Below are 17054 nucleotides of genomic sequence, written 5' to 3' on the forward strand. Positions count from 1 at the left end.
GGTCCCCGCCCCGGCCCGCCCCTCGTCCGCACGGGTCACTCGGCCGTTCGGTCCCGCGGGCTCGGGGCGGTGGGGGCGTCCCGCAGCAGACAGGTCAGCCGGGCGGTGCAGACCCGCTTGCCGTCCTCGTCGCTGATGACGATCTCGTACGTCGCCGTCGAGCGTCCCTGGTGCAGTGGGGTGGCGACCCCGGTGACCAGGCCCGACCGTGCGCCCCGGTGGTGGGTGCAGTTCAGGTCCACGCCGACGGCGATCTTGGAGCTGCCGGCGTGCAGCATGGAGCCGACCGAGCCCAGCGTCTCCGCCAGCACGGCGGACGCGCCGCCGTGCAGCAGCCCGTACGGCTGGGTGTTGCCCTCCACCGGCATCGTGCCGACGACCCGGTCCGCCGAGGCCTCCACGATCTGTACGCCCATCCGGGTGCCCAGGTGGCCGGCGGAGAACATCGCGACCAGGTCGATGCCGAGGGTCGCGTACTCGTCGATGACCTCTTGCGGGAACTTCGCGTGGTGCTGCTCGCCCATGGGGCTCCGTTCGTCGTCTCGCGTGCGCCGCCGGCGGAGGAGCGCCGGACTGCTGAGCAAACGCTCAGTCGGTGGACGATTGTTCCAGACGGACCACGACGGACTTGCTGGCCGGGGTGTTACTGGTGTCGGCGGTGGAGTCCAGCGGCACCAGCACATTGGTCTCCGGGTAGTAGGCGGCCGCGCAGCCGCGCGCCGTCGGGTAGTGCACGACCCGGAACCCGGGGGCGCGCCGCCGGGCGCCGTCCCTCCACTCGCCCACCAGGTCCACGTACGACCCGTCGGCGAGCTTCAGCTCCCGCGCGTCGTCGGGGTTGACGAGCACGACCCGGCGGCCGTTCCTGATGCCGCGATAGCGGTCGTCCAGGCCGTAGATGGTGGTGTTGTACTGGTCGTGCGAGCGCAGCGTCTGCAGCAGCAGACGGCCCGCGGGCAGCTCCGGGTACTCCACCGGTGCGGCCGTGAAGTTGGCCTTGCCGGTGGCGGTGGGGAAGCGGCGCTCGTCGCGCGGGGCGTGCGGGAGGGCGAAGCCGGACGGATCGGCCACGCGCGCGTTGAAGTCCTCGAAGCCGGGCACCACGCGCGCGATGCGGTCGCGGACGGTCGCGTAGTCCTTCTCGAACTCCTCCCAGGGCGTCCTGCTGTCCTCGCCGAGGACCCGCCGGGCGAGCCGGCACACGATGGCCGGCTCGGACAGCAACTGCCCGCTCGCGGGCTCCAGTCGGCCGCGTGAGGCGTGCACCATGCCCATGGAGTCCTCGACGGTCACGAACTGCTCGCCGCCGCCCTGGAGGTCGCGCTCGGTGCGGCCCAGGGTGGGCAGGATCAGCGCCCGCGCGCCCGTGACCGCGTGCGAGCGGTTCAGTTTCGTCGACACGTGCACGGTCAGCCGGGCCCGGCGCATCGCCGCCTCGGTGACCTCCGTGTCGGGGGAGGCCGAGACGAAGTTGCCGCCCATCGCGAAGAACACCTTCGCCCTGTCGTCCCGCATGGCCTTGATGGCCCGGACGACGTCGTAGCCGTGCTCGCGGGGCGGCGCGAAGCCGAACTCCTTCTCCAGGGCGTCCAGGAACGCGCGGGAGGGCCGTTCGAAGATGCCCATCGTGCGGTCGCCCTGCACGTTGGAGTGGCCGCGCACCGGGCAGACGCCGGCGCCGGGGCGGCCGATGTTGCCGCGCAGCAGGAGGAAGTTGACGACCTCGCGGATGGTCGGCACCGAGTGCTTGTGCTGGGTGAGGCCCATGGCCCAGCAGACGATGGTCCGCTTCGAGGCGAGGACCATGCGCAGGGCCTCGTCGATCCGCTCGCGCGTGAGCCCGGTCGCCGTGAGCGTCTCGTCCCAGTCGGCCGCGCGGGCCGCCTTGGCGAACTCCTCGTACCCGTGGGTGTGTTCGCGGACGAACTCCTCGTCGACCGCGCCCTCGGTCTCCAGGATCAGCTTGTTCAGGAGGCGGAACAGGGCCTGGTCGCCGCCGAGGCGGATCTGGAGGAACAGGTCGGTGAGGGCGGCGCCCTTGAGCATGCCCTGCGGCGTCTGCGGGTTCTTGAACCGCTCCAGGCCGGCCTCGGGCAGCGGGTTGACGGTGACGATCTTCGCGCCGTTGGCCTTGGCCTTCTCCAGCGCGGAGAGCATCCGGGGGTGGTTGGTCCCGGGGTTCTGGCCTGCCACGATGATCAGGTCGGCCTGGTAGAGGTCCTCCAGCAGGACGCTGCCCTTGCCGATGCCGATGGTCTCCGAGAGCGCCGAGCCCGATGACTCGTGACACATGTTGGAGCAGTCCGGCAGGTTGTTCGTGCCGAACTCGCGGGCGAACAGCTGGTACAGGAAGGCGGCCTCGTTGCTGGTCCGGCCGGACGTGTAGAAGAGGGCCTCGTCGGGGGAGCCGAGCGCCTTCAGCTCCTCGGCGACGATGTCGAAGGCACGGTCCCAGGACACCGGCTCGTACCGGTCGCCGCCCTCGGGGAGATACATGGGGTGGGTGAGCCGCCCCTGCTGACCCAGCCAGTACCCACTGCGCGTGGCGAGGTCGGCCACGGTGTGGGCGGCGAAGAACTCCGGGGTGACCCGGCGGAGGGTGGCCTCCTCGGCGACCGCCTTCGCGCCGTTCTCGCAGAACTCCGCCGCGTGCCGGTGGTCCGGCTCCGGCCAGGCGCAGCCCGGGCAGTCGAAGCCGTCCTTCTGGTTGACCCGCAGCAGGGTCAGCGCGGTCCGCTTCACGCCCATCTGCTGCTGCGCGATCCGCAGCGTGTGCCCGATCGCCGGCAGCCCCGCCGCCGCGTGCTTGGGCCCCGCGACCTGGGGCGCGTCCTGAACCGGATCATTCTTCGGCGCCTTGCCGGCCATGACTGCTCCCCATTCGCATACACGTGCTGCTCGGGCGGTTGGCTACACCTCCGATCCTCGCACGAGCGATCGGACGGGAACGAGGGCGATCGGGGGCGGGGTGGTGAGAGGGGCGGGGTGGTGAGGGAGCGGTGTTCCGGCCCCGTCCGGTCCTCCGTACGTCCCTGGGGTCCGGCTGTCAGTGGTACGTGGCAGGATCGGGGTCGTGGCAGAGACAGCATCGAAGAAGACCGACAGCACCCCCGGCGGCAGCCGTCCCCGGCTCATGCTCATGGACGGGCACTCGCTGGCCTACCGCGCGTTCTTCGCGCTGCCCGCGGAGAACTTCACGACGGCGACGGGCCAGCCGACCAACGCGATCTACGGCTTCGCGTCGATGCTGGCGAACACGCTGCGCGACGAGGCCCCCACGCACTTCGCGGTCGCGTTCGACGTCTCCCGCAAGACCTGGCGCTCGGAGGAGTTCACCGAGTACAAGGCGAACCGCTCCAAGACCCCGGACGAGTTCAAGGGCCAGGTCGAGCTGATCGGCGAGCTGCTCGACGCGATGCACGCCGCCCGCTTCGCCGTCGACGGCTTCGAGGCCGACGACATCATCGCCACCCTCGCCACCCAGGCCGAGGCCGAGGGCTTCGAGGTCCTCATCGTCACCGGCGACCGCGACTCCTTCCAGCTCGTCAGCGAGCACACCACCGTGCTTTACCCGACGAAGGGCGTCTCGGAGCTGACCCGGTTCACCCCGGAGAAGGTGTTCGAGAAGTACGGCCTCACCCCGGCCCAGTACCCGGACTTCGCGGCCCTGCGCGGCGACCCGTCCGACAACCTCCCCGGCATCCCCGGCGTCGGCGAGAAGACCGCCGCGAAGTGGATCAACCAGTTCGGTTCGTTCGCGGATCTCGTCGAGCGCGTCGAGGAGGTCAAGGGCAAGGCCGGTCAGAACCTCCGCGACCACCTGGAGGCCGTCAAGCTCAACCGCCGCCTCACCGAGATGGTCCGCACGGTCGAACTCCCCAAGGGCGTGGGCGACCTGGAGCGCGCCGCGTACGACCGCAAGGCCGTAGCGATGGTCCTGGACACCCTGGAGATCCGCAACCCCTCGCTGCGCGAGCGCCTGCTGGCCGTCGACCCGGGCGCCGAGGAGGCCGACACCGCCTCGCCGGCCGCCCCCGGCGTCGCGGTGGACGGCACTGTGCTCGCCTCCGGCGAGCTGGCCCCCTGGCTCGCCGAGCACGGCACGGACGTCCTCGGTGTCGCCACCGTCGACACCTGGGCGCTCGGCACCGGCTCGGTCACCGAGATCGCGCTCGCCGCCGCCCAGGGAGCGGCCGCCTGGTTCGACCCGACGCAGCTGGACGAGAGCGACGAGACGGCGTGGGCGACCTGGCTCGCCGACATCGCCCGGCCGAAGGTGTTCCACAACGCCAAGAGCGCGATGCGGGTCTTCGCCGAGCACGGCTGGACCGTGGACGGCGTGTCCATGGACACCGCGCTCGCCGCCTACCTGGTCAAGCCGGGCCGCCGTTCCTTCGACCTGGACGCGCTCTCCCTGGAGTACCTGGGCCGCGAGCTGGCCCCCGCCGCCACGGCCGACGGCCAACTGGCCTTCGGCGCGGACGAGGGCGCCGAGGCCGACGCGCTGATGGTGCAGGCCCGCGCGATCCTCGACCTGGGCGAGGCCTTCGGGGAGCGGCTGGAGGAGGTCGGCGCGGCGGAGCTGCTGCGTGACGTGGAGCTGCCCACCTCCGCGCTGCTGGCCCGGATGGAGCGGCACGGCATCGCGGCGGACCGGGCGCATCTGGAGGCCATGGAGCAGATGTTCGCGGGCGCCGTGCAGCAGGCGGTGAAGGAGGCGCACGCGGCGGCGGGGCACGAGTTCAACCTGGGCTCGCCCAAGCAGCTCCAGGAGGTCCTCTTCGGCGAGCTGGGCCTGCCCAAGACCAAGCGCACCAAGACGGGCTACACCACGGACGCGGACGCCCTCGCCTGGCTGGCCGGCCAGACGGACAACGAACTGCCGGTCGTGATGCTCCGCCACCGCGAGCAGGCGAGGCTCCGGGTCACCGTCGAGGGCCTGATCAAGATGGTCGCCGGGGACGGCCGGATCCACACCACCTTCAACCAGACGGTCGCCGCCACGGGCCGGCTGTCCTCGGTCGACCCGAACCTGCAGAACATCCCCGTCCGCACGGACGAGGGCCGCGCCATCCGCCGCGGCTTCGTCGTGGGCGAGGGCTTCGAATCCCTGATGACCGCGGACTACAGCCAGATCGAACTGCGCGTGATGGCCCACCTCTCCGAGGACGCGGGCCTGATCGAGGCGTTCACCTCCGGCGAGGACCTGCACACCACGGCCGCCGCCCAGGTGTTCGGGGTCGAGCAGTCGGCGGTGGACGCGGAGATGCGCCGCAAGATCAAGGCGATGTCCTACGGCCTGGCCTACGGCCTGTCCGCGTTCGGCCTCTCCCAGCAGCTGAACATCGACGCGGGCGAGGCGCGCTCGCTGATGGACGCGTACTTCGAGCGGTTCGGCGGGGTGCGGGACTATCTGCGCCGGGTCGTGGACGAGGCGCGGGCCACGGGCTACACGGCGACGCTCTTCGGCCGCCGCCGCTACCTCCCCGACCTCAACAGCGACAACCGCCAGCGCCGCGAGGCCGCGGAGCGGATGGCTCTGAACGCGCCGATCCAGGGCACCGCCGCCGACATCGTCAAGATCGCCATGCTCAACGTGGGCCGCGCCCTGGACGAGGCGGGCCTCGCCTCCCGGATGCTCCTCCAGGTCCACGACGAAATCGTCCTGGAGATCGCCCCCGGCGAACGCGAGCGCACCGAACAGCTCCTCCGCCACGAGATGTCCAACGCGGTCCATCTGCGGGCCCCCCTGGACGTCTCGGTGGGCCACGGCCCGGACTGGGAGTCGGCGGCGCACTAGCGGATACGCAGGGCGAGGGCGGGGTTCGTTCGGGTGCGGGTCCGGTGGGGCTTCTCGCGCAGTTCCCCGCGCCCCCGAAAGGCCTCCGGCCTTTCGGGCCGAAAAGCACGGGGCGCAGCCCCTGCTTTTCAGGGGCGTGGGGACTGCGCGACCAGCCCACACACACCCGCACCCGAACGCGGCCCCGCAAACCCCCGCACTCACCCGACCGGCCCCCACCACCGCGCCCCCGGCGGAGCGCAGCCGTAAGGATGCCCGCATGGGCATACGCACGCTCCGCCGTCGTACAGCGACAGCCGGCACCCGTCTGTCAGGGGTCCGGTCCCGCTTCCCCCGGGGCCCCTGGACCCGCCCCCGCGTCCGCCGGCCCCACAGCCTCTACCCCTGGCCGCTGACCCACCCCCTCGCGGCCCTCCTCGGCCACGTCCCGCCGTACGCCGCCCGTGCCGCCCGACCCCGCATCCCCAGCGGAGCCCCGGCCCGGCGCGCCTCGCTCAGCGGCGGACCGGACTGTCCGCCTCCGCGTCGGCCGCGGGCACCGCGACGGCAGGAGCCGGGCGCCGCGCCCTGACCCCGATCCCGTAGAGGATCACGCCGATCACCAGCCCGGCGCCCGCCCCGAAGCACACGGTCGGGATCACCTCGTACGGCTTGGCGACCGACCCCCAGTGCGCCCACCACCGGGCCACCCGCTGCACCGCCGCGACCAGCGCGCACCCCCCGATGACGACGCCCGCCACCCACCGGTCGGCCGGGGAGAGGGCCGGCACGCCCACGGGCTCGTCCGCCGGCTGCCGGCGCAGCGCCCGCACGACGAAGACGACGAGCACGACCGCCGCGACCGCGGAGCCCCCGTACTGGAGGTACCAGTAGAGCGGCGAGCCCGCGATCTCCTCGCCGAGGACCGGGAAGAGCCGCATCCCCCACCGGTCGAGATGCGTGAACGCGTCCCACACGACATGGGTCAGCGAACCGAGGGCGGCCGAGACGTACCACCACAGCGCGACCGACGGGCTGAACCGCCGCGCGCCCGTCCCGCAGCGCACCAGCGCGGCCACCCGTCCCTGCCGCCCCCGCGGCAGCAGCGCCACCAACGGCTCCCGGAGCATCAGCCACAGCCCGACCATCGCCCAGGTGACGAGCACGTCGACGGTGAAGACCCCGGCGAAGGAGTGGGTGACGTCGCCGAACTCCATGGCCTCGGGCAGCACACTCGCCGCGTAGTAGGTCATGTCGGGCGCGAACGAACCGGCCACGAGCACCGAGGGCACCAGGGGCCCGCGTCCGGTTCCGTTCCCCCGCAGGGCGGGCAGTACGGCGGCCGCGTGGCTGAGCGTGAAGGGCAAGTCGTCCCCCTGTGACGGACTTTGGCCGGACGGAGCGACCGGCGATGACCGGTCGCCAGTATGCGCGACAGGGGTCCGGCCCCCGGAAAGACATCGGCAGACAGCAAACCGATAAGGCCAATCGGTGAATATCGGGCACGAACGGGTGTCCGGGCGACGGAAGTTGTCGTAGGGTCGCCTGGGCCGTCGCGCCGGTCGGCGCGGTGGTCACCGGAGTTCTGGAAAAGGAATGCCGGAACAGTGCAACCAAGACCGGAACTCCGGAGTCGGTGTACCTGGGCGGGGAAGCCGGTCCGGCGAAACCGGAAGAAATGCCCGAGACATCACGTAGACGGGAAGAACGCCAAGGCGTTCGGCCACCGGGAGGGGTTCACTCAATGGCGGCGCAGTTCGGTTTGAGGCTCCGCAAGGGGGCGGCCACCACCGTCCTGGCCGCGGCCACCGTGGCGGCGATGGCCGCCTCGCAGGCCCCGGGAGTGACCACCGACGGCGCGGGCAGACAGACCACGGGCTCGCCCTCCCCGGAGATGAGCACCCAGGCCGACGACACCGCCACCGGCAACTCGCGGTACTACACGGACCTTCCGACCCTCGACAGCCCCAACCCGACGACGGGTCCGGGCGGCACCTCCGGCGCCGGCGGCAACGAGAGCGGCATACCCGCGACCGTCCTCGACGCCTATAAGAAGGCCGAGGCGTCCCTGCGCCAGTCCAAGCCCGGCTGCAACCTGCCCTGGCAACTCCTCGCCGCCATCGGCAAGGTCGAGTCCGGCCAGGCGAGCGGCGGCCGTGTCGACGCCGAAGGCACGACGACCGGGAAGAAGATCCTCGGCCCCCCGCTCAACGGCAACGGCTTCGCGAACATCAGCGACACCGACGACGGTGCCTACGACGACGACCGCACGCACGACCGCGCGGTCGGCCCCATGCAGTTCATCCCCTCAACCTGGGAGTGGGCGGGCCGCGACGGCAACGACGACGGCGCCAAGGACCCCAACAACGTCTACGACGCCGCCCTCGCCGCCGGCCACTACCTGTGCCGCTTCGACTGGGACCTGTCGAACGACGCCAACCTGCGCAGCGCGATCCTCAGCTACAACAACTCGACGGAGTACTACAACACCGTCATGACGTGGCTGGAGCACTACCGCAAGGGAACCCACGAGATCCCGGACGGCACCGGCTCCCTGCCGCAGAACCCCAGCGGCGGCAACAGCAACAACACCGGCGGCAGCGGCAGCGGTGACAACGGGGGCCGCAACTCCTCGCCGAGCCCCAAGCCGTCGAACCCGTCCAACCCGTCGAACCCCTCGAAGCCGCAGAAGCCGGGCACCGACGAGCCGGGCGGCGGCGGCAGCACCCCGAAGCCGCCCACCACCACGCCGCCCTCGACGCCGCCCACCCCCACGGACACCGTGCACCACCTGGAGAACGCGGGCGCGTCGAACCTCACGGCCATGGCCGGGGACACCTTCACCGGCAAGCTCGCCACCCGCACCGAGACCAAGGCCGGCAAGGCCGTCGCCAAGGTCCGGGTCCGTTTCGCCGTCGTCGGCGACACCGACACCACCTTCCTCGGTGGCGAGAAGGTGGCGACCGTCATCACCGACAGCACGGGCAAGGCCACCGCGCCCGCGCTCGTGGCCGGCGAGAAGACCGGCACCGTCACGGTCCGGTCCACCGTCGTGGGCCGTACCGTGACCGCCCTCGACCACAAGGTCACCGTCACCGCCCGCCGGGCCGACGCCCTCGCCCGCACCGGCACGGGCGCGCTGACCTGCGTGCCCAAGGGCGAGTTCGCCGAGCAGATCGCGGTCAAGGCCACCTACAAGGGAGCGGTCGCCGACAAGGTCGCCGTCAAGGCGACCCTGATCAAGTCCCTCCTCGACCCCACCGCGAACGACAAGGGCCCCTACTTCAAGGACGCCGCGGGCAACCCCGTACGCGCCCTGACCGCCCTGGAGACCGACGCCGACGGTGCCCTCACGCTCCCGAAGCTCTACTCCGACGACGCCACCGGCACGTTCCTGCTGCGCATCGAGACCGAGGGCGGCGCGACCCTCACGCTCGAACTGAAGGTGGAGGCCCCGGCCGGGACGACCGAGCCGAGCGCGCCGACCGGGACGACGGAGGCGACGCAGCCGGCGACGCCGAGCCCCAGCGAGTCCTAGGCACCCTCGCCCGTACGACCACGGCGGCGCCCCTCCTCCACCGAGGGGCGCCGCCGCCGTGTGTGCGCGACCTGTTCTCATCTCGCCCGCCCGTTGCTACCGTGCCGGACCTGACGATGTATCAGTTCCCGTCATCAGGCCCGTGGCCGGGAGGTCCGTATGCGCGCCCTGATCGCCGCCGTGACCGGTCTCGCCCTCGCCTTCGCCCTGGTGTTCACGCTCACCGCGCTGGGCTCACCGACGGGGAAGACCTCACCGAAGCCACTGCTGACGACGGTCCCCGCACATCCGTGACCGCCAGGGAGGGAGGCCCGAGATGCGCCGTAGGGCCGGTCTGATCCTGCTCGCGCTCGCCGTGTTCTGCACCGCGCTGTCCCCACTGCTGCGCTGGTACGCCTTCCCGAACCTGGCGAAGATCCCGGCGAACCAGTACCAGGACATGGTTCTGGAGGCCGAGGACGCCACCCTGCTCGACTACGGCACGATGACCGCCCGCACGGTCCCGAAGGTCACCATCGTGCAGACCCTCAAAGGCAATGTGGAGGCCTCCGAGCAGATCGAGAGGACGACCGACCGGGACGTCGTCGTCTGGGACGGCCTGTCGTACGTCCAGGGCCCCGACGGCGAGATGGTCTCCCGCATCCCCGAGCGCTACATCTTCGACGCCCACACCCAGGAACCCGTCCACGCCGAGGGCGAGTCGGTCGACGGCGACCCCGTGAAACGCCAGGGCCTGGAGTTCAAGTGGCCCTTCCTCACGGAGAAGAGGGACTACGAGTACTTCGACGCCCAGGCCCGGATCACCGCCCCCATCCACTACAAGGGCACCCAGGACTTCCGCGGCGTCGAGGTCTACTACTTCGAACAGACCATCCCCTGGACCCAGGTCCCCTTCCCCCGGACCATGCCCGTGGAGGGCATCACCCGGGAGACCGTCGCCCAGACCGGCACCACCCGCTGGTACACCACGGTCCGCAAGTTCTGGGTCGAACCCGTCACCGGCGCCCCCGTCTACGGCGAGGAGATCCACAAGGAGGAACTGCGCGGCGGGACGCTGCTGGGCGACCGCGAGAAGGTGACCGCCTTCGCCGGGCACGTGAAGATGCGCGAGGACTACATCGAGCACACCGTCGACCTGGTCACGTCCCAGCGTCTGCCGGTCCTCCTCATGACCTCCTACCTCCCCTGGGGCTTCCTGGGCCTGGGCCTGCTGCTGCTCGCCCTCTCCCTCTACGTCGAGGCCCGCAGCCGCAGGCCCGGCGCACCGCAGTCCGCGAAACCCCCGGCGTCCGAGCCGGTCAACGCCTGAGCCGCGCGTTGGTGTGCCGGGTGGGCTCGGCCGTCGCCGGGTCCTGTGGCCACGGATGCTTCGGGTACCGGCCCCGCAACTCCGCCCGCACCGCCCGGTACCCGTCCCGCCAGAACGAGGCGAGGTCGGCGGTGACCGCGGCGGGCCGCCCGGCGGGGGACAGCAGATGCACCAGCACGGGCACCCCGGCCAGCACGGGCGACTCCCGCAGCCCGAACATCTCCTGCAACTTCACCGCCAGCACCGGCTGTTCGGGCCGCGTGTAGTCGACCCGGATCCGGGACCCGCTCGGCACCTCGATCCGCTCCGGCGCCAGCTCGTCCAGCCGTACGGCGTCCCCCGTGGCCCACGGCAGCAGCCGCTCCAGCCCCTGCCCGGCGTCGATCCGCCCGAGGTCGGCCCGCCGCCTGGCCCGGCTCAGCTCGGGCTCCAGCCACTCCGCCACGCGCGCGTGCAGGGCGCCGTCGGACACATCGGGCCACGGTTCACCGAGCCGCTGTCGCAGGAACGCCAGCCGCTGCCGCAGCCGCGCCGCGTCCTCGGACCACCGCAGCAGCCCGAACCCCTCCTCCCGCAGCCCCGCCAGCAACGCCTCCCGTACGAGGTCGGGTTCCGCCTCCCGCAACGGCCGCACCGCCAGCTCCACCGCCCCCAGCCGCTCCACCCGCCGGGCCACCACGTCCCCGTCCCGCCACACGACCTCCTCGTCCCGGCGGTACAGACCCCCGGCCGCCTCCCGGGCGACCTCCTCGTCGACGGCGGCCCCGAGCCGCACGCGCGCGTGCCCGCTCCCCACCGCCCGGTCGGCGACGGCGACGGCGATCCAGCTCACTCCTCGCAACCCGGACGCCTCCGACACCTCGGCCCGGGTCCCGGAGACCATGAGAAACGTCCCGTCGTCGCGTCGGGCCACCCGCTCCGGGAACGCCAGAGCGGCCACCACTCCGGCCCCGTGCTCGCCCCCGGCGCCCGCCGCGGGCGCGGGCGGCGATGCGGTCCGCAGTCGCCGGGCCTCCGCGCGCCAACGGGCCGCGTAGGCGTCGCCCCCGCGCCGGGCGCTTCGCAACGCGGCGGCCAGGTCGTCGCCGTATTCCCGGGGCGGCTCCTCGCTCAGCAGCGCCACGACCTCCGCCGCGAGTTCGGCGCCCACCAGCGGTGCCGCGTCCAGGAGGGCCCGGGCCAGCCGGGGATGCAGGCCCAGGCGGGACATGCGTACACCCCGATCCGTGGCGTGGCCCGCGGAGTCGACCGCCCCGATCGCCGAGAGCACGTTCCGCGCCGCCGCCATCGCCCCGCCCGGCGGCGGGTCCAGCAGAGCGAGCCCCGTGGCCTCCGGGTCGCCCCAGCACGCCGCCTGCAACGCGAACGCCGTCAGGTCGGCCACCTTGATCTCCGGCGCGGGGAAGCGGGGCAGACGGGCGTCCTCGGCCTCCGCCCAGCACCGGTACACGGCACCGGGGGCCTCGCGCCCGGCCCGCCCGGCCCGTTGCCGTCCGGCCGCCTGCGAGGCCCGTACCGTCGTCAGCGAGCCGATGCCCCGCGCGTGGTCGACCCGCGGCTCCCGCGCGAGCCCGGAGTCGACGACCACCCGTACCCCGGGCACCGTCAGCGACGACTCGGCCACCGACGTCGCCAGCACCACCCGCCGCCGCTCCCCGCCCGCCAGCACCGCGTCCTGCACGGCGGCGGGCGCCCGCCCGTGCACCTGGAGCACCTCCACGTCACCGAGCCCGCCCAACTGCCCCGCCACGCGCGCGATCTCGCCCACGCCGGGCAGGAAACACAGGACGTCGCCCTCCCGTTCGACCAGCGCCCGCCGCACCACCGACGCGACATGCGTCAGCGCGGCCGGGTCCACCCGCATCCCGTGCGGCGGCCGCACCGGACGGGCCGGCGGCGCCCACACCACCTCGACCGGATACGACACCCCCTCGGCCGCGACCACCGGCGCCCCGCCCAGCAGCCGCGCCCAACCCTCCGCGTCGGTCGTCGCCGACGCCGCCACCAGCCGCAGTTCCGGCCGCAGCGCCGCCCGCACATCGAGCAGGAACGCGGCGACCGTGTCCGCGTCCAGATGCCGTTCGTGGCACTCGTCGAGCACGACGACATCGACCCCGGGCAGCTCCTGGTCGCGTTGCAGCCGTTGCAGCAGGACACCGGTCGTGACGACCTCCACGCGCGTGCGCGGCCCCACGACCCGTTCGCCGCGCACGGTGTGGCCGACGCTGTCGCCGGGCTTCTCGCCCAGCAGCCACGCCATCCGGCGGGCCGCCGCCCGCGCCGCGATCCGCCGCGGCTCGGCGACGACCACCCGCCGCGCCGGCCGGCCGTCCGACAGGCCCGCCAGGGCCAGGGGCACCAGCGTCGTCTTGCCGGTGCCGGGCGGCGCCACGAGGACGGCGGTGCCGTGCCTCTCCAGGGCGTCGTCCAGCGAGGGCAGGGCGGCGCGCACGGGCAGCGCGTCCAGGGCGTCGTAACGGATCACGCCCCCAGTGTGTCGCGCGCCCGGCTCAGTCCCGCTCGCACACGAAGATCGCCGTCCCCGGGATCAGGTTCCCGCGCAGCGGGGACCAGCCGCCCCACTCGGAGGTGTTCCAGGCGGGCCACTCCGGCTCGACCAGGTCCACCAGCCGGAAGCCCGCGGCCACGACGTCCCGGACGCGGTCGCCGACCGTGCGGTGGTGCTCCACGTACACGGCGTCGCCCGCCTCGTCCTGCTCGACGTACGGCGTGCGGTCGAAGTAGGAGCCGGAGACGGACAGCCCCTCCGGGCCGGGCTCGTCGGGGAAGGCCCAGCGGATCGGATGGGTCACCGAGAAGACGAAACGGCCCCCGGGGCGCAGGACCCGGCGGACCTCCCGCAGCACCCGCACCGGGTCGGCCACGAAGGGCAGCGCCCCGTACGCCGAGCACGCCAGGTCGAAGGAGGCGTCCGCGAAGGGCAGGTCGCCGGCGTCGGCACACACCAGGGGGAAGGGCGCGCCGATGCGCAGCGCGTGCTGGAGCTGGCGGTGGGAGAGGTCCAGGGCCACCGGACGGGCCCCCTGGGCGGCCAGCCAGCGCGCGCACTGCGCGGCGCCGGCGCCGATCTCCAGGACGTCCTTGCCCTTCAGCTCCTCGGACGGCCCCAGCAGCTCCGCCTCCACCTCGTCGAGCCCCTCCGGGCACCACACGAAGCGGTCGTCGCCGAGGAACGTGCCGTGCTCGACTTGGTAGTCGTCGGCGTTCCGGTCCCACCAGCCCCGGTTGGCCCGGGAACTCTCCGTCACCCCGGCGTCGCGGCGGGTGGCCTCCGGTTCGTCCGCCTCGGACGCACCGCCGGCCCCGTGGGCCGCGTCGGCTTCGTGGACTTCGGACTCTTGGATGATCGGCTCCCTCGTCGTACTCTTCCGTAACCTGCGTGCGGCGACCCGCTCCGGCGGTGACACGAGAGGGGTCTCCCAGGCCTGCGTGGCCTCATGGGACAGGTTTTGTGCCGGGTATGCGGCGTTCCGCCCCGGGTGTGCGCCTTCGCGCATTGACCCTGCCCGGCTGCCCCCGTATGCTACAAGTTGCGCTGCGGGCCTGCGCACCTCAGACGTAGCAGGCTGCGCTCGCATCTGTCGTATGTCCCCTCGGTTGTCGAGGCGCCACCGGATTTTCGTGGCGCTTCCTATGCTGTCCGGCTTCTTCAGAGCGATACGGGCTCCCGGCGTAGCAGTACCTACGACTCACCGTCCGTACCGGAGCCCTTTCCCACATGACGAGCAGCACCGAGACCACCGCCACCACCCCGCAGGTAGCGGTCAACGACATCGGTAACGAGGAAGCCTTCCTCGCCGCGATCGACGAGACGATCAAGTACTTCAACGACGGCGACATCGTCGACGGCGTCATCGTGAAGGTCGACCGGGACGAGGTCCTGCTCGACATCGGTTACAAGACCGAAGGTGTCATCCCGAGCCGCGAGCTCTCGATCAAGCACGACGTCGACCCGAACGAGGTCGTCAAGGTCGGCGACGAGATCGAAGCCCTTGTTCTCCAGAAGGAGGACAAGGAAGGCCGCCTGATCCTCTCGAAGAAGCGCGCCCAGTACGAGCGTGCCTGGGGCACCATCGAGAAGATCAAGGAAGAGGACGGCATCGTCACCGGTACCGTCATCGAGGTCGTCAAGGGTGGTCTCATCCTCGACATCGGCCTCCGTGGCTTCCTGCCGGCCTCCCTCGTCGAGATGCGCCGCGTCCGCGACCTCCAGCCCTACGTGGGCAAGGAGCTCGAGGCGAAGATCATCGAGCTGGACAAGAACCGCAACAACGTGGTCCTGTCCCGCCGTGCCTGGCTGGAGCAGACCCAGTCCGAGGTCCGCCAGACGTTCCTCACGACCCTCCAGAAGGGTCAGGTCCGCTCCGGCGTGGTCTCCTCGATCGTCAACTTCGGTGCCTTCGTGGACCTGGGTGGCGTCGACGGTCTGGTCCACGTCTCCGAGCTGTCCTGGAAGCACATCGACCACCCCTCCGAGGTCGTCGAGGTCGGCCAGGAGGTCACGGTCGAGGTCCTCGACGTCGACATGGACCGCGAGCGTGTCTCCCTGTCGCTGAAGGCGACCCAGGAAGACCCGTGGCAGCAGTTCGCCCGGACCCACCAGATCGGCCAGGTCGTGCCCGGCAAGGTCACGAAGCTGGTTCCGTTCGGTGCGTTCGTCCGCGTGGACGAGGGCATCGAGGGTCTGGTCCACATCTCCGAGCTGGCCGAGCGCCACGTGGAGATCCCGGAGCAGGTCGTCCAGGTCAACGACGAGATCTTCGTCAAGGTCATCGACATCGACCTCGAGCGTCGTCGCATCAGCCTCTCGCTGAAGCAGGCCAACGAGTCCTTCGGTTCGGACCCGGCCTCGGTCGAGTTCGACCCGACCCTGTACGGCATGGCCGCGTCCTACGACGACCAGGGCAACTACATCTACCCCGAGGGCTTCGACCCCGAGACCAACGACTGGCTCGAGGGCTACGAGACCCAGCGCGAGGCTTGGGAGGGCCAGTACGCCGAGGCGCAGCAGCGCTTCGAGCAGCACCAGGCCCAGGTCATCAAGTCCCGCGAGGCCGACGCCGCTGCCGCGGCCGAGGGCGGCGACGCCGCGGGTGCGGCTCCGGCCGCGGGTGGTGGCTCCTACTCCTCCGAGGGTGCGGACACCTCCGGCGCGCTCGCCTCGGACGAGGCCCTCGCCGCGCTCCGCGAGAAGCTGGCCGGCGGCCAGAGCTGAACGCACACGGCTGAGAGCTAGCCGATGACACCTCGGGCCCGCGTCCTTCCTGGACGCGGGCCCGAGGTGCGTCATCAACCGGACGTCCCCGCCGAGGTGTTCACGTTCCCGGGAATGCCGGGCCCCCGCCCCGCGTTGTGCAGTACGAACACGAGGAGGAGCGGTCACAGTGCTTGATCCGCAGGGTTTGTACGCATGGGAGCCGAAAGGCCTGGCAGTCGTCGACATGGCGCTCGCCCAGGAGTCGGCGGGACTTGTCATGCTCTACCACTTCGACGGATACATCGACGCGGGTGAGACGGGCGACCAGATCGTCGAACGGCTCCTCGGCTCGCTGCCCCACCAGGTGGTGGCCCGCTTCGACCACGACCGGCTCGTGGACTACCGGGCTCGCCGCCCGCTGCTGACCTTCAAGCGCGACCGCTGGAGCGACTACGAGGTGCCGGCCCTGGAGGTACGGCTCGTCCAGGACGCCACCGGAGCGCCGTTCCTGCTGCTGTCGGGCCCCGAGCCGGACGTGGAGTGGGAGCGGTTCGCGGCCGCCGTCCGCCAGATCGTGGAGCGGCTCGGTGTCCGTCTGTCGGTGAACTTCCACGGCATCCCCATGGGCGTCCCGCACACCCGCCCGGTCGGCCTCACCCCGCACGGCAACCGGGCCGAGCTCGTCCCCGGCCACCGCAGCCCCTTCGAGGAGGCCCAGGTGCCCGGCAGCGCCGAGTCGCTCGTGGAGTACCGCCTGATGGAGGCCGGGCACGACGTGCTGGGCGTCGCGGCGCACGTGCCGCACTACATCGCCCGCTCGCCCTACCCGGACGCCGCCCTGACCGTCCTGGAGGCCGTCACGGCCGCCACCGGCCTGGTGCTGCCCTCCGTCGCCCACGCCCTGCGCACCGAGGCGCACCGCACACAGACGGAGATCGACCGGCAGATCCGCGAGGGCGACGAGGAACTGGTCGCCCTCGTGCAGGGCCTCGAGCACCAGTACGACGCCGCCGCTGGTGCCGAGACACGGGGCAACATGCTCGCCGAGCCCGTCGACATCCCCTCCGCCGACGAGATCGGGCGGGAGTTCGAGAAGTTCCTGGCGGAGCGCGAGGGCGACGGCTGAACCGCTTGCCGGGGCCGTGGGAGGCCTGACGCCGAGCCTCGTGCGATCCGGAGAATCCGGGTCTCCCACCACCGCGCCGACGGC

11 protein-coding genes are annotated in these 17054 nt (G+C 72.0%); 6 read left to right on the forward strand and 5 right to left on the reverse strand.

Annotated features, from left to right (window positions below; all coding sequences use genetic code 11):
• Positions 1 to 35 precede the first annotated feature (35 nt).
• Together ACZ52C_RS03325 and ACZ52C_RS03330 are read right to left on the reverse strand one after the other, a co-directional pair.
• Positions 36 to 524 (reverse strand): PaaI family thioesterase, encoded by a 489-nt coding sequence (locus tag ACZ52C_RS03325; protein WP_469073154.1) that lies wholly within the window; start codon positions 522 to 524, stop codon positions 36 to 38.
• Positions 525 to 588: 64 nt separating this feature from the next.
• Complete coding sequence (locus tag ACZ52C_RS03330; RefSeq protein WP_469073155.1) at positions 589 to 2868, reverse strand: FdhF/YdeP family oxidoreductase; 2280 nt, start codon at positions 2866 to 2868, stop codon at positions 589 to 591.
• Between the two features lie 205 nt (positions 2869 to 3073).
• Here ACZ52C_RS03330 and polA point away from each other — a divergent pair, with 205 nt between their 5' ends.
• Positions 3074 to 5800 (forward strand): DNA polymerase I, encoded by a 2727-nt coding sequence (polA, locus tag ACZ52C_RS03335; RefSeq protein ID WP_469073156.1) that lies wholly within the window; start codon positions 3074 to 3076, stop codon positions 5798 to 5800.
• A 494-nt stretch (positions 5801 to 6294) separates the two neighbouring features.
• Here polA and ACZ52C_RS03340 read toward each other — a convergent pair whose 3' ends face one another.
• Positions 6295 to 7146: a DUF4184 family protein gene (locus ACZ52C_RS03340; RefSeq protein ID WP_469073157.1), complete on the reverse strand. Its 852-nt coding sequence runs from the start codon at positions 7144 to 7146 to the stop codon at positions 6295 to 6297.
• 377 nt (positions 7147 to 7523) lie between these two features.
• Between ACZ52C_RS03340 and ACZ52C_RS03345 the strand changes: the two genes are divergently transcribed.
• From ACZ52C_RS03345 to pgfA, 3 genes are all read left to right on the forward strand, one after another.
• Positions 7524 to 9317, forward strand: a complete 1794-nt coding sequence (locus ACZ52C_RS03345; protein ID WP_469073158.1) for a lytic transglycosylase domain-containing protein — start codon at positions 7524 to 7526, stop codon at positions 9315 to 9317.
• A 159-nt stretch (positions 9318 to 9476) separates the two neighbouring features.
• Complete coding sequence (locus ACZ52C_RS03350; RefSeq protein WP_107073670.1) at positions 9477 to 9611, forward strand: SPW_0924 family protein; 135 nt, start codon at positions 9477 to 9479, stop codon at positions 9609 to 9611.
• A 22-nt stretch (positions 9612 to 9633) separates the two neighbouring features.
• On the forward strand, positions 9634 to 10626 hold the full coding sequence (gene pgfA, locus ACZ52C_RS03355) for a cell envelope lipid trafficking protein PgfA (protein WP_469073159.1): 993 nt from the start codon (positions 9634 to 9636) through the stop codon (positions 10624 to 10626).
• Here pgfA and hrpB read toward each other — a convergent pair.
• Positions 10616 to 13111, reverse strand: a complete 2496-nt coding sequence (gene hrpB, locus ACZ52C_RS03360) for an ATP-dependent helicase HrpB (RefSeq protein ID WP_469073160.1) — start codon at positions 13109 to 13111, stop codon at positions 10616 to 10618. The genes pgfA and hrpB overlap by 11 nt on opposite strands.
• 25 nt (positions 13112 to 13136) lie before the next feature.
• A complete protein-coding gene (locus ACZ52C_RS03365; RefSeq protein WP_469073161.1) occupies positions 13137 to 14054 on the reverse strand; it encodes a class I SAM-dependent methyltransferase in 918 nt (305 codons plus the stop codon).
• A 311-nt stretch (positions 14055 to 14365) separates the two neighbouring features.
• On the opposite strand from ACZ52C_RS03365, the gene rpsA reads away from it, so the two are divergent.
• Together rpsA and ACZ52C_RS03375 are read left to right on the forward strand one after the other, a co-directional pair.
• Complete coding sequence (rpsA, locus tag ACZ52C_RS03370) at positions 14366 to 15862, forward strand: 30S ribosomal protein S1 (RefSeq protein ID WP_086800035.1); 1497 nt, start codon at positions 14366 to 14368, stop codon at positions 15860 to 15862.
• A 169-nt stretch (positions 15863 to 16031) separates the two neighbouring features.
• The gene (locus ACZ52C_RS03375) at positions 16032 to 16970 is read left to right on the forward strand and encodes a PAC2 family protein (protein ID WP_469073162.1); all 939 of its coding nucleotides are present in this window, start codon (positions 16032 to 16034) and stop codon (positions 16968 to 16970) included.
• Positions 16971 to 17054: the final 84 nt, after the last annotated feature.

It is taken from the genome of Streptomyces sp. NPDC034049 (assembly GCF_055575575.1).

Coding starts and splice junctions, on each gene's coding strand:
- pgfA (WP_469073159.1), top strand. CDS start 9,634: ATGCGCCGTAGGGCCGGTCTGATCCTGCTCGCGCTCGCCGTGTTCTGC.
- rpsA (WP_086800035.1), top strand. CDS start 14,366: ATGACGAGCAGCACCGAGACCACCGCCACCACCCCGCAGGTAGCGGTC.
- ACZ52C_RS03345 (WP_469073158.1), top strand. CDS start 7,524: ATGGCGGCGCAGTTCGGTTTGAGGCTCCGCAAGGGGGCGGCCACCACC.
- ACZ52C_RS03325 (WP_469073154.1), bottom strand. CDS start 524: ATGGGCGAGCAGCACCACGCGAAGTTCCCGCAAGAGGTCATCGACGAG.
- ACZ52C_RS03350 (WP_107073670.1), top strand. CDS start 9,477: ATGCGCGCCCTGATCGCCGCCGTGACCGGTCTCGCCCTCGCCTTCGCC.
- ACZ52C_RS03330 (WP_469073155.1), bottom strand. CDS start 2,868: ATGGCCGGCAAGGCGCCGAAGAATGATCCGGTTCAGGACGCGCCCCAG.